This window comes from Mesorhizobium sp. 131-3-5 (genome assembly GCF_016756575.1).
In the GTDB taxonomy this organism is placed as follows: domain Bacteria; phylum Pseudomonadota; class Alphaproteobacteria; order Rhizobiales; family Rhizobiaceae; genus Mesorhizobium; species Mesorhizobium jarvisii.
Genome location: NZ_AP023256.1, coordinates 115,979 through 129,006, shown reverse-complemented (window position 1 = coordinate 129,006; position 13,028 = coordinate 115,979). Strand labels below are relative to the sequence as shown.

Below are 13,028 nucleotides of genomic sequence, written 5' to 3'. Positions count from 1 at the left end.
GCTTCCGGGTTTGTAGTTGTCAGCGCTACCGCCATCAATCTTGACCTTGCGCCTGCCTTTTCGGACGCGCATCTCAGATGCAGCGACGATTGCCAATCATTTCTCGGCGATAAAGTCCATGTCCGGGGACTTCGTTCAGTCCGGCCCAAGGGAGGAAAAGAGCGGAGGTAGATTTTTTCTCCAATGCCCGGGCAAGCTTCGGTTCGACTATGCAGGCAAATCCGGGATCAGCTTGATTGCAGATGGAAAATCTGTCGAAATCTACAACGAAAGGCTCAAGACGTCGCACCTCGATTCTCTCTCGAAGACGCCGCTCAAGCTCCTGCTGGACGACAAGGTCGAATTCTCTGGCAGTCGCCTGAAAAGTGTCAAAGACGATGGCGCCCAGGTTGTTACCATCAAGCTGGCCGACAAGTCGGTCTTTGGAAACTCGAACATCACGATGGTCTTCGACAGGAAATCGCTCGATTTGCGCAGATGGAGCCTAACCGACGAAAGAGGGTAAAGCACGACGGTCACTATCTCCAATGTGAAGGAGGGCGTTCGCGCTCCTCCGGGCATTTTCACCATCGATTATGCAGCAAACCGTGAATTCAACACCACTGCGAAATGACGGCGGACTGTCGGCAAGTCTGGCAGCAAGGCTGAGGCCGGCGCGTTCCGGAGCAAGCGGAACCCTCCGAGCCAAGGATGCCTTTCACGGAGCATAGAATTGTTCATGCTCATAGCGCCCCAACGCGCGTGCCCACCGGCTTCGTCCACATGCATTTTCATCAACAAATGCTAAGGGCGGCGTGGACCCGGTACGATAGCGGTTATCGTCGCACTCACACAGGCCATGGCGACGCCAAAACCCCGCCTGACATGCTCTCTTTTTATCGCCGAGAGTCATTTGCTCGCTGTGACCGGATTCGCTGTCTCTGCAGGCAACGGCGCGGTAACCAGCCTGGCCAGATCGCCTTGAAAGAAGGAGCATGCTGGTCCCTAAAACCGAACGAGCTCCATCTTTGCTAATGCAATGCGTCGAGGCTTTGGATGTTCCGCTTGGCTTGGATTAGATCCGAAGTGTGCCGAAAGGCGGCGGCACAGCGCTCGAGGCCCGCACTCCGGGGATCCGCCGAGATACTCATGTGGCTCGTCAAAAATCATCGTTTAGCCAGAGCTAAATTAGGCTGATGTGGATCCAAAGCGGGAATCGCGCATTTAACATCCGGCTCACTTTCGGGCTGCTGGAGGACGACTCATGAAAAGGACAATGCTCGTATTAAGCCTTCTCAGTGCGCTTGTTGCATGTTCCCGCACGGAACAGGGTGCTGCCGTGGGCGGATTGGGTGGGGCGGCAATCGGCGCCGCCGTGGCTGGCAACCCAGTCCAAGGCGCGGTCGTCGGCGGAGCTGCGGGTGCCATCGCCGGAGCGGTGATCGGGCACGCCAGCGAGGCCGGCCAGTGCCGCTACAGGGATCGCCAGGGGCGCGTCTATGTTGCGCGGTGTCCCGAGGGGTATTGAGGGCGCCGGGCCAGCGCGACCCTGCGATGGGACGTGCGGCTGCCCGCGGTTCGGCTCTTTCGCCGATCAGATAGGCCGAGGCGCAATGGCAATTCAGTCTTCGCGCTTACGCCCTGGCTGATTCAAGGTCAGGCGCTAGGCCCCTGCTGAGAGATTGGTAGGAGTGCATTCGACATTCACAGCGTCGCAGCCTTGACCCGTTTGGCGCGCAGCGAGATGGTTTCCTGGACGCTTCGCTGCGGTCAAGTGGCTCGCCCTATCCTGCCTTTGTTATTTTCGTGGCCGCCTGTGCGATTGCCCGAAAGATCCCCTCGATGAGATCCTTCTCTCGGAACGGCTTGCTTAACAATGGGACGTCCGACGGGCGATCCGAAATCGTATCCGCTTCGGCATAGCCCGTCACTATCACGGCGGGCCAGTCGCCGCGAAGGTTACGCGCAAATCGAATGACGTCGATCCCGGTGATTAGCGGCATGGCAAAGTCAGTGACGATTACGTCAAAATCATGCGGTGCCCGTTCAATGGCAGCCAGCGCCTCAGCGCCGCCGGACGCGCAGGTTACCGGAAAACCGCGCCGCCGAAGCGACTCGGCAGTCAGTTGCCGCAACACGCTGCTGTCGTCAATCAGAAGGACAGACGGGGTTTCTTTGCCGCTGTAAGTTAAGGGTTCCTCGTTGCTCGCCGCGTTATCGTTGAAGGAATTATCAAAAGAGCGTGGCAGCCACAGTTCCATTGCCGTTCCTCGTCCAGGGGCGCTGTCGATGCGAAGAGAACCACCGGACTGCTTCATGAAGCCATAAACCGTGCTGAGCCCGAGCCCAGTTCCCTTTCCAACCGGCTTTGTCGTGAAGAATGGCTCTATCACCTTCTCCAGAATGTCGGGAGCGATTCCCGAACCCGTGTCCTTGACCGTTACGACCACATATTCGCCGGCCGCCAAATCTTGCGACGTCGCGTTGAGGGCACGATTTTTTGCATGCACAACGATCGTTCCACCAGATGGCATGGCATCGCGTGCGTTGAAAACAAGGTTCATCAGCGCAAGTTCAAGCTGCCCGGCATCGACATGTACCGGCCATACCGTGTCGTCGATCTGCCAATCGAAGCGAATCAAGCCCCCTAAAACTGGCGCTACCAACCCGTTCATGGTGTCGCCAAACCCTGCAAGACGCACCGCTTGCGGTTTCAGCGTCTGGCGTCGCGAAAAGGCGAGCATTCGAGTGACGAGATCGGCCCCTTGTCTGGCCGAGCGTCGCATCAGCTCGAGAACCTGCCGGGACTGGTCATCCAAGCTTGCACCGCGTTCGAGCAGTCCCAGCCCACTCAAGATTGCGGCGAGCAGATTGTTGAAATCATGAGCCAAACCACCGGTCAGTTTGCCGATGGCGTCAAGTCGCTGCGACTGAAGCAGCTGGTCCTCGAGAGCCCGCCGCTCGGTGACGTCAAGCAGCGTCCCCAAGATTTCCGGTGCGCGGCCATCAGAGCCACTAGACATCACACCTTGGTCGAGAAAGATCCGATACTCGCCATTGGCGCACAGCCAGCGGAATTCACAGGTGTAGGAGCCGGTCGTCTTTGCCGCCAGCAGCGCTTGCTCCAGCCTGGCGAGATCGTCCGGATGAACCCTGCTGAGGCCAAAGGGCGGATCCGAGGTCAATGTCTTGGCCGAAAAACCGGTCAGACGTTCCACTCCATCGGTGACAAAGCGCGCTGCAAAGGGCGGCTCGGCTGCCCTCGCATGGAAACAAACCGGCAGCGAACTCAAAATGGCGTCCTGCCGTTCCTCTACGTTGCGCAGCGTCTGCTCCGCCTCAAGCTTGTCCTTCTGCGCCTGGAGTGCCTGTGCCAGCAGTCTCTTCTCGGTCGCTGCCTTTCGCTTGATTTCCGCCGTCTTTTCGTGGAGGTCGACGAATACAGCGACTTTCGAACGCAGCATGACCGGATCGAACGGCTTGAACACATAGTCGACCGCGCCGACATCATAGCCGCGCAGCATGTGGGCCTGCTCCTTGTTGATGGCTGTAAGAAAGATGATGGGAGTGCGCCTGGATTGCTCGCGCTGGCGTATAAGCGCAGCCGTCTCATAGCCGTCTATTCCCGGCATGAGGACATCCAGGAGGATGATGGCGAAGTCCTCCTTCAGCAGAAACCGCAAGGCCTCTTCGCCCGATTGCGCGCAGATGACATCGCCCGTCGAAGCAAGGACTTCGCTGATCGCCAGAAGATTACGTTCATCGTCATCAACGGCAAGGATCCGCGCCCTTGCCGGTCTCTCGGCCAATTGCCCGGCCTCAAGCTTTCTGACCTTATTCCTCTGAGGTTTTTGCATGGCCGTCAGTTCACTGCCACGAGCATCTGTTCCGGAGTGTCCGTGCGTGCCCTGGAACGGCCTATCCAGACACGAAGCAATGCCAGCAGGAGATCGAGATCGACGGGCTTGGCGATATAATCGGAAGCGCCGGCGTCCAAACACTTCTGCCGATCGCCCTTCATCGCTTTGGCAGTGACGGAAATAAGCGGGATGTGAGCGATCGCCGGCATCCCGCGAATGCGCCGCATCGTCTCGTAGCCATCCATCTCCGGCATCATGATATCGATCAAAGCGGCGTCGACATCGGGCGTCTGCTCCAGCAGTGCGATGCCGTCGCGGCCGCGCTCGGCATGCAGAACCTGAATGTCGTAGGTCTCAAGGACGCTGGTGAGCGAGTAGATGTTCCTGATATCGTCGTCGACGATAAGCACTTTCGCTCCGGCAAGATCGGACTTGCCGGCCTGCTCGGCTCCTGGATCGCCCTCTTCGCGTCCTTCTCCGGGCAGGGTCGCCGAGATTTGCAGCGCCAGTTGGGCAAAATTCTCGGCCCGCGGCGCGTTCGCAAGCGCCGGGTTCAGGGCCAACACCTGTTCAAGCGCATCGGGATGAGGGGCAAAGAACAACAGCTGAGGCAACGCTTCGCCAAACTGGCCGGTGAGCTCGTCGAGCACCTGTGCATTGTCCCTAGCCGAGCGCCCGAAGCCAAGCACGACGGCATCGTACGAAGCCGTGCCGATATCGTCGGCATTTGCCGCAAAACGGCCGATCGCAGTGACCGAGGTCACCCCGTCGCGGATCGCTTCGACCAGCGATAGCCGGCGCTCCGGGTCGGGGTCCGCGACCAGAACGCGCCTCTGAATGCGCAGCTTCTTGGAATGAATATCCTGAAACACCCTCATCAGTTCCTCGGAAGAGACAGGCTTGGTTGCGATGCTGGACGCCCCCTTGCGGGCGAGAGCGTCGATATCCTCGGCACCCGAAATGACATGAACTGGGATGTGACTGGTCTTCTGATCGTGACGTAGCAGATCGAAAAGCACCCAGCCGTCGATATCCGAAAGACCGAGATCGAGCGTAATCGCATCAGGAACGAGTTTGCGGGCCAGGGCCAGTGTGCCGGAACCGGCGGTCGACAAGACACCTTTGAGGCCGGCCGAACGCGCGAGACCAAGCAGCAACCCGCCAAAGGTCGGGTCGTCTTCGACGATTAATACGACCCGATCCGTCGGCGTGATGGAATCGCGATCGTCGATTAGCTCCGCCGAAGGCGAGGTGCCGAGCGATGCCGGCGCGGCAACTGCCTCGGTTGGCGCAGGCAAGGCCGACTGAGCGGCCGCCGCATGGGGGCCGTCGAACGGTATGACCAGCGTAAAGGTCGAGCCCTTGCCCGGCGTGCTTTCAACGCGTAGCTCACCGCCAAGCAGGCGTGCGATTTCCCGGCTGATCGACAGGCCAAGCCCGGTGCCGCCATATTTGCGGCTGGTGGTGCCGTCGGCCTGCTGGAAGGCTTCAAAGATCAGTTTCTGCTTGTCTTCCGGAATGCCGATGCCGGTGTCGGTCACGGCGATCGCCAAGGCCTTCATCGCTTGCCCGGATCCATTGCGGCGGCCGGCCGTCTCGACCCGGAAATTCAGGCTGACTTCGCCCTGCGAGGTGAACTTGAATGCATTCGAAAGAAGGTTGAGGACAATTTGCTGCAGGCGCTTCTCGTCGGTGCGGACCGTCTCGGGAAGTGCGGGATCGACCTTGATGGTGAAACCGAGGCCCTTGTCGGCGGCCAACTGCCGGAATGTGCGTTCCATATGCTGGCGCAGATGGGTCACCGGCATATCGTTGATGTCTATGGAGACGGTACCGGACTCAATCTTCGACAGATCGAGGATGTCATTGATGAGGCTGAGAAGATCGGTTCCGGCAGAGTTAATGGTCCGCGCGAATTCGACCTGTTTTTCATTGAGATTGCCCTGCTGGTTGGTCGCAAGAAGGTTGGAAAGAATAAGCAGTGAGTTGAGCGGTGTGCGCAGCTCGTGACTCATGTTGGCCAAGAACTCGGACTTGTACTTCGACGTAAGCGCCAGTTGTTCGGCTTTCTCCTCCAAAGCGCGCCGCGCCATCTCGATTTCGAGATTCTTGTTTTCCACCTGCTTCTTTTCGTTCTCGAGAAGCTGCGCCTTTTCCTGCAGCTCTTCGTTCGTCGCATGCAGCTCTTCCTGCTTCTTGGTCAGTTCGGTCTGACGCGCCTGCAATTCCGAGGTCAGCAGCTGGGACTGCTTGAGCAGCCCCTCGGTGCGCATCGTTGCGGCAATGGTGTTGAGAACGATGCCGACGGACTCCATCAGCTGGTTGAGAAAGGACTGGTGCGTGTCGCGAAATTCGCCGAACGAGGCGAGTTCGATAACGGCTTTGACCTCATCCTCGAACAAGGCGGGAAGAATGATGACGTTGGCTGGCGAGGCACTGCCGAGACCTGACGTGACGCGAAGAAATTCCGGCGGCACATTGTTCAGCATGATGGCCCGCTTGTCAGCAGCACTTTGCCCGACCAGACCTTCACGCAGATCCAGACGCTGTTTGATGGCGGCCCTGCTTTCGGCGCCATAGGACGCCGCAAGCTCAAGATAGGATTCCTCTTCGTCGCGGTTGGTGACGTAGAAGACTCCGTATTGCGCGTTCACCAGCGGAGCGAGCTCGGACATGATAAGCCGCGAGACGGTGGCAAGATCGCGTTCGCCCTGCAGCATGCGCGAAAATCGCGCGAGATTGGTCTTCAACCAATCCTGCTCCGCATTCTTAAGGGTTTGATCCTTCAGATTGCGGATCATTTCGTTGATGTTGTCCTTGAGCGCGGCGACCTCGCCGGAGGCCTCGACGCTGATCGAGCGGGTCAGATCGCCCTTGGTCACCGCTGTCGAAACCTCGGCAATTGCGCGCACCTGCGTGGTCAAGTTGGCGGCGAGCTGATTGACGTTGTCGGTGAGGTCGCGCCACAGGCCGGCAGCACCTGGCACGCGCGCCTGACCGCCAAGCTTGCCCTCGATGCCCACTTCACGCGCGACATTGGTCACCTGGTCGGCGAAGGTAGCCAGCGTCTCGATCATGCCGTTGATGGTGTCAGCGAGCGAAGCGATCTCACCCTTGGCATCGACCGTCAGTTTGCGCTTGAGATTACCCTGCGCGACCGCTGTCACGACGTCGGCGATTCCACGCACCTGATTGGTCAGGTTCGTCGCCATGAGGTTGACGTTGTCGGTCAGGTCCTTCCAGGTACCGGCCACGCCTTCGACACGCGCCTGTCCGCCAAGCTTGCCTTCGGTGCCAACCTCACGCGCCACGCGGGTCACTTCGCCGGCAAAGGAGTTGAGCTGGTCCACCATGGTGTTGATGGTCGACTTGAGCTCAAGGATTTCACCCTTCACGTCGACCGTGATTTTTTTCGACAGGTCACCGCGCGCAACAGCGGTCGTTACTTCCGCGATATTGCGCACCTGGCCAGTCAGGTTCTCGGCCATGGAGTTCACATTGTCGGTCAGGTCTTTCCAAGTTCCAGCCACGCCGCGCACCTGCGCCTGGCCGCCGAGCTTGCCTTCGGTGCCGACCTCGCGCGCTACCCGCGTCACCTCCGAGGCGAAGGAATTGAGCTGGTCGACCATCGTGTTGATCGTGTCCTTGAGCTCCAGGATTTCCCCACGCACATCGACAGTGATCTTCTTTGACAGATCCCCAAGCGCCACGGCCGTGGTCACTTCGGCGATGTTGCGTACCTGGCCGGTTAGATTGGCGGCCATGGCATTGACGTTGTCGGTCAAATCCTTCCAGGTGCCGGCGACACCACGCACCTGCGCCTGACCGCCCAGCTTGCCATCCGAGCCGACTTCGCGTGCCACGCGCGTCACCTCCGAGGCGAAGGAATTGAGCTGATCCACCATCGTGTTGATGACGTCCTTGATCTGCAAGATCTCGCCCAGTGCATCAACCGTGATCTTCTGCGTCAGGTCTCCGGTGGCGATCGCCGTCGCCACCTTGGAGACATCGCGCAATTGCACGGTAAGATTGCCGGCCATTGCGTTGACGTTGTCGGTCAAGTCCTTCCAGGTGCCGCCGACGCCTTCGACATGAGCCTGCCCACCAAGCTTGCCTTCCGAACCGACTTCGCGCGCCACACGGGTGACCTCCGAGGCGAAGGAATTCAACTGATCGACCATCGTGTTGACGGTATCCTTGAGCTCCAGGATTTCGCCCTTGACGTCGACGGTGATCTTCTTCGACAGGTCGCCGCGAGCCACCGCCGTCGTGACCTCTGCGATGTTGCGCACCTGTCCGGTCAGATTGGCAGCCATCAGATTGACGTTGTCGGTCAGATCCTTCCATGTGCCGCCGACGCCCCTCACCTCGGCCTGACCGCCCAGCTTGCCTTCGGTTCCGACCTCGCGCGCCACGCGCGTCACTTCCGAGGCAAACGAGTTCAGCTGATCGACCATCGTGTTGATGGTGTCTTTCAATTCCAGAATTTCGCCTTGAACCGCGACGGTGATCTTCTTTGAAAGGTCTCCAGAGGCAACCGCCGTCGTGACCTCTGCGATGTTGCGCACCTGTCCAGTGAGGTTTTCAGCCATCGAGTTGACGTTGTCAGTGAGGTCCTTCCACGTGCCGGCAACGCCGCGCACTTGCGCCTGGCCGCCGAGCTTGCCTTCGGTGCCAACCTCACGCGCGACGCGGGTTACCTCGCCGGCGAAGGAATTGAGCTGATCAACCATGGTATTGATGGTCGATTTCAGCTCAAGAATTTCGCCTTTCACATCGACCGTGATCTTCTTGGAAAGGTCGCCCAAGGCGACGGCCGTCGTCACCTCGGCGATGTTGCGCACCTGGCCGGTCAGATTTTCGGCCATGGAATTCACATTGTCGGTCAGATCCTTCCACGTCCCGCCGACCCCTTCCACGCGCGCCTGGCCGCCCAGCTTGCCTTCGGTGCCGACCTCGCGCGCCACGCGTGTCACTTCCGAGGCGAAGGAATTGAGCTGGTCGACCATGGTGTTGATGGTGTTCTTCAGCTCCAGAATCTCGCCCTTCACGTCGACGGTGATCTTTTTCGACAGGTCCCCGGATGCAACCGCCGTCGTCACCTCCGCGATGTTGCGCACCTGGCCGGTCAGGTTGGTTGCCATGGCATTGACGTTGTCGGTCAAATCTTTCCACGTCCCGGCGACTCCTTTCACGCGCGCCTGGCCGCCGAGTTTGCCTTCGGTGCCGACTTCGCGCGCCACGCGCGTTACCTCGGAGGCAAAGGAAGCAAGCTGACCAACCATGGTGTTGACGATCTTGCCTATGCGCAGAAATTCGCCGCGGAGCGGTCGACCGTCGATCTCGACCATCATCGTCTGCGACAGATCACCCTTGGCGACGGCGCCGATGACGCGCGCGACCTCGGCCGTCGGTTGGACCATGTCTTCTATGAGATCGTTGACCGACCGTACGCTGGATTCCCAGCTGCCTGTAGCGTTTCGGACGCGGCCACGCTCGCCTATCCGCCCATCCTTGCCGACGACCCTGCTCAGACGCTCGAATTCTCGGGACACCTGGTCGTTCAGATCGACGATCTCGTTGAAGGTTTCTGCGATCTCGGAATCGAGGCCTTCGTAGACGTTGTCGATGCGGACTGAGAAGTCACCGCGCCGGAAGGCCTTTAGAGAATTCAGTATGCTACGACGGTCCAATTGCGTCTTGGATGCCTGCACAGTCACAGCGCCCCTCCCGGTCGATCCATGTCGGATAAATGCCCCTCGCGTGCGAACGATACATTCCCCCGCAAGTCCCCAAACGCCGCGATTTCAATTTGGTTCCGGGCGGCATTTAGCTTTCCCAAGTCGAAAATTACACAAACATTTGGGTTCCCCTGATGGCGAAGCGCATCGCAGTCGCCGGGGGCGACCTGGTTATCAGTAGCGACGACGTCTGTTCTTGTCATAACGCCGTTCAGCGGATCCGTCGGCGCCGCGAGGCTCGTGAGCAATTTCCTGCCGTTCGGCTTGATGCGATCAATGGCGCCACTTTTCAAACTCTTTTGGATTCGGGCGCCGCAACGGCGCGCCTCGCCGGCGATCGACATGTAGCGGGCTCAGCCGGGAAGCTCGGTCATCGCGCTCGTTCGAAGGTATCGAGGCTCGTGCCGAACCCGCCAAGTCCCGATTTCAGCGAGTTTTGCGGGCGCGCCCACTTCCTCCGCAGTCAATGCGTTGCCAGCAACCGTGTGCCAGAACTCGCGTCTAAAGGTTAGTAAATGTGGATCGGCCGATCTGGCTTTCCGATTCCGGCGGCCACTGCTCTAGGTTCTTTGCCCCAATCGTCGCTCCCTTTGATGGCTTCTGCGGCCGCTTGATGTCACCTCAGGAAAGATGAGACGCGCAGTCGAACAAGTTGGCGCGCAACCTTTCAGGCAAAAAGTCATTCATGCTCGTATACCGAGCAAGGAACAATAATATGTGGTTATTTACAGCTGTCATTCTCGGGCTTGTTTTAGCCATATCGCTAGGTTGGGCGGTCGGCGGCTTTTCAAGGTAATTGGAAATTACGCAAGCAGATGCGAGCGGTTCGCACGGACGTTCTGGAGGCGATGCTATTTGGCGACGAAGTGTGAGAGATGCAACCACCAATCCGAGTTCGTGGACTTGACTTACCATGTTCCAAATCGGCACTCCCGATTGTCAAATATTCCACTGTAACGAAGTCGGAGTCTCGCCACGCGTATGTTCTTCGCTTTGATCGTAATTTTGGTCGCTGTAGAATATGGCTGCTCCAACATCACAAATGAGCAAAATCATGAGGAGCGTCGCTCTTGTGATGTTATGGGCACAGCCCTTTCCGTGACCGAGGACTCGGCGCTCGCGCTAAAGTGATTCATTGGTTCGGAACTTAAACCTCTGGTAGCCGTTTACGGCCGCGCTAGAGGGGAATGATAATGAACGGCAGTTCGGTTCTAGTCGTCGAGGACGAGGCGCTGATTTTGCTCGACATACAGTCGGCGCTTGAAGAGGCAGGGTTTCTTGTCGTCGCTGCTAACAGCGCGGCTCTAGCCATTGAAGCTTTCGACGCCGATCCGACATCTTTCAAGGCGCTCATCTCGGACATTCGCCTGGGATCGGGTAAAACCGGATGGGAAGTTGCAAGGCATTTGCGTCAAGCCAATTCAGCCCTGCCCGTAATTTATATTAGCGGCGACAGTGACATTCATTGGGGCGCGGAAGGCGTGCCGGGAAGCGTCATGATTGCCAAGCCATTCGCCGTCGTCCAGGTCATCACCGCTTTGTCGACCCTTCTAAATCAATATGTTCCTGCGTCCCCGCCCCCGTCCGAAAACTAGGCGCTTGAAAGTACGGCGGATTCTCCTGGAGGTGTTATGGCCTTAGCGCCGCGAGCGTTTTGAAGGATGTCGGCAAGTTTCGACAATGAGCCGTCACGCTTCTGCAGCGATTAGCCGGAGAGCGCCTCAACTCTTGCCCGCCTCTTTTGTTCAGCTCGGAGGTCCATGTTCGCGATCCGATCGATCCCCCCGGATCGATTGATGGTTGGACGCTTTCAATCCGCTCAGCATCTATTTCTGCCATAACCGGCAGAGCGACCTCGTCGCGATCCACCTTTGGGCAGCGCCACAGCTACCTGATCCCTGTCGGCGACCGGCACGACGAGACTGTCAGGCAACACTGCGACAAGCGCTTCTACGTTTCGCCTTTCATGGCCATGGGATTGAACTATCGCTTTCGCATCGGCCTCCCCAGCGAAAACGTCGCGATACACATCACTGCCAGCGACGACCAAGGGCCGCTGATGGTGGCAAGCTTCGCCGGCAAGCGGCAGGCGCTGAGCGATGCCAGTCTGCTGCGCGCGTTGATCTCCTACCCTCTGCTGACACTCAAGGTGACCGTCGGCATCCATTGGGAGGCGCTGCGGCTCTGGGCAAAGGGCATTCGGCTTCAGGAGCGCCCTGCCCCGCCCGACAACTCCATCACCCGCGTCGCCATGCATGGACGTTTACAGAGAAAGGCCGAGCCTGATGTCATTTGACAAGAGGCCGGGGCGCAGGCCGTGGTCTGCATTTCGTAGCGCCACGCCACATCGCAGGTAACACCAGGGAAAGCCTTCGGATCACCGGAGCAGCCAGATTTGGCAGCCCTGAGCCAGAAGGCTCTGAGACACGCCGAACGCGTTGGTTGGTGACGCGTCGTGCTCTTTGGCGATGATACCTCCATGCGCTGATGGAGAGCGCGCGTTGTCCGATATCTCGCGCAGAATTTCCCCATGGGGTTTGTGCGGATTCACAAGATGAGATAACCCAAGTAACGAGCGGTTAGCCACGGCCTCGACTTAGAGGTGCCGACGGGGTTTCCGGCAGACGCCGATCAGGCCATTTTCTCAACATCGGGATTGCGTCGTTTTTACCAAGCGCCGACGTGCCTATGATCGGGATCATTGACGGCTCTGCCGTCTTTGCACTGTCTGTTTTCAGTGCCGCGATTTCATCATCACGCCGAGCAATTCGACTTTCTAGATTGGCGATGCGTTCGGTTAGGAAATAGCGACCGACGGTGAACCCTCCGGTTCCAAAAAGGACAGCGAAAGTCAGGAAGGCCATGGGGTTGGCGATCACCAGAGCCGCATTGGCCTGGAAGAATTCGATCAAGTCGTGCATTGCCGAAATCCCTTCAGTTCCTTGGTAGTCTGTGGATTTCCAACCTCACGGGTCCGACCCGTCGCAACTCGTGCATAACAGCCCGCTCCACCAATCTTCTTTGCCATACCGCTAGATCAAGCTTGCAGGCTTCCCCTCCGGGATGTGACAAGGTCCTCCGCCACGATCGCAGCGTGTGCCAACTGCAAAGGTCGCCGAACGCCAACTCCAGTCGGCATGAATGCTCCCGTCTATGATCGTCTGCGGCGGAACCTCTACTTTGCTCGGGGACGTGATCTTCTCCATCGCATGGCGGCTGTCGCATTGGGTCAGCAGCACGCCCGGCTGGGGCCGACTGGCGGCGTGCCATGCCGCTTGGCTCACCACGGCGTCGAGCGATTGAGTTTTGGTTTCGAAATGGGTCTTCTCTCGATTGCATACCTCGAACCGGAAATTGTCATGGGGGTGTTCAGCATCCAGGGCACGCCTTGTGTCAGCCGCGAGAAAAGCCATTCGAGATCTCCGCGAGTGACAGAGCGAGTTTCCGC

Annotated in this window: 9 protein-coding genes; 4 read left to right on the top strand and 5 right to left on the bottom strand. The window is 58.7% G+C overall.

From position 1 onward, the window contains the following. Positions 1–40 precede the first annotated feature (40 nt). Both JG747_RS36175 and JG747_RS36170 read left to right on the top strand, forming a co-directional pair. Positions 41–505, top strand: a complete 465-nt coding sequence (locus JG747_RS36175; RefSeq protein ID WP_244748512.1) for an outer membrane lipoprotein carrier protein LolA — start codon at positions 41–43, stop codon at positions 503–505. 738 nt (positions 506–1,243) lie between these two features. Continuing rightward, positions 1,244–1,507 carry a YMGG-like glycine zipper-containing protein gene (locus JG747_RS36170; protein WP_027047926.1) on the top strand — a complete coding sequence of 88 codons (264 nt, stop codon included), beginning with the start codon at positions 1,244–1,246 and terminating at the stop codon, positions 1,505–1,507. 256 nt (positions 1,508–1,763) lie between these two features. Here JG747_RS36170 and JG747_RS36165 read toward each other — a convergent pair whose 3' ends face one another. From JG747_RS36165 to JG747_RS36155, 3 genes are read right to left on the bottom strand one after another with little or no spacing between them, the layout of a single operon-like run. Next, the gene (locus tag JG747_RS36165) at positions 1,764–3,836 is read right to left on the bottom strand and encodes a response regulator (RefSeq protein WP_199202036.1); all 2,073 of its coding nucleotides are present in this window, start codon (positions 3,834–3,836) and stop codon (positions 1,764–1,766) included. Positions 3,837–3,841: 5 nt separating this feature from the next. Next, complete coding sequence (locus JG747_RS36160; protein ID WP_020629215.1) at positions 3,842–9,553, bottom strand: HAMP domain-containing protein; 5,712 nt, start codon at positions 9,551–9,553, stop codon at positions 3,842–3,844. A gap of 2 nt (positions 9,554–9,555) precedes the next feature. Further along, on the bottom strand, positions 9,556–9,924 hold the full coding sequence (locus tag JG747_RS36155; RefSeq protein ID WP_199202035.1) for a hypothetical protein: 369 nt from the start codon (positions 9,922–9,924) through the stop codon (positions 9,556–9,558). Between the two features lie 849 nt (positions 9,925–10,773). Between JG747_RS36155 and JG747_RS36150 the strand changes: the two genes are divergently transcribed. Then, a complete protein-coding gene (locus JG747_RS36150) occupies positions 10,774–11,175 on the top strand; it encodes a response regulator (protein WP_199202048.1) in 402 nt (133 codons plus the stop codon). 146 nt (positions 11,176–11,321) lie between these two features. Next, a complete protein-coding gene (locus JG747_RS36145; RefSeq protein ID WP_244748527.1) occupies positions 11,322–11,876 on the top strand; it encodes a DUF1365 domain-containing protein in 555 nt (184 codons plus the stop codon). 283 nt (positions 11,877–12,159) lie between these two features. Here JG747_RS36145 and JG747_RS36140 read toward each other — a convergent pair whose 3' ends face one another. Beyond that, entirely contained in the window at positions 12,160–12,501 is a 342-nt protein-coding gene (locus tag JG747_RS36140; RefSeq protein ID WP_019863984.1) for a hypothetical protein, read from the bottom strand. 111 nt (positions 12,502–12,612) lie between these two features. After that, entirely contained in the window at positions 12,613–12,993 is a 381-nt protein-coding gene (locus JG747_RS36135) for a hypothetical protein (protein ID WP_244748526.1), read from the bottom strand. Between the last annotated feature and the right edge of the window lie 35 nt (positions 12,994–13,028).

Coding starts and splice junctions, on each gene's coding strand:
- JG747_RS36170 (WP_027047926.1), top strand. CDS start 1,244: ATGAAAAGGACAATGCTCGTATTAAGCCTTCTCAGTGCGCTTGTTGCA.
- JG747_RS36165 (WP_199202036.1), bottom strand. CDS start 3,836: ATGCAAAAACCTCAGAGGAATAAGGTCAGAAAGCTTGAGGCCGGGCAA.
- JG747_RS36155 (WP_199202035.1), bottom strand. CDS start 9,924: ATGTCGATCGCCGGCGAGGCGCGCCGTTGCGGCGCCCGAATCCAAAAG.
- JG747_RS36150 (WP_199202048.1), top strand. CDS start 10,774: ATGAACGGCAGTTCGGTTCTAGTCGTCGAGGACGAGGCGCTGATTTTG.
- JG747_RS36140 (WP_019863984.1), bottom strand. CDS start 12,501: ATGCACGACTTGATCGAATTCTTCCAGGCCAATGCGGCTCTGGTGATC.
- JG747_RS36135 (WP_244748526.1), bottom strand. CDS start 12,993: ATGGCTTTTCTCGCGGCTGACACAAGGCGTGCCCTGGATGCTGAACAC.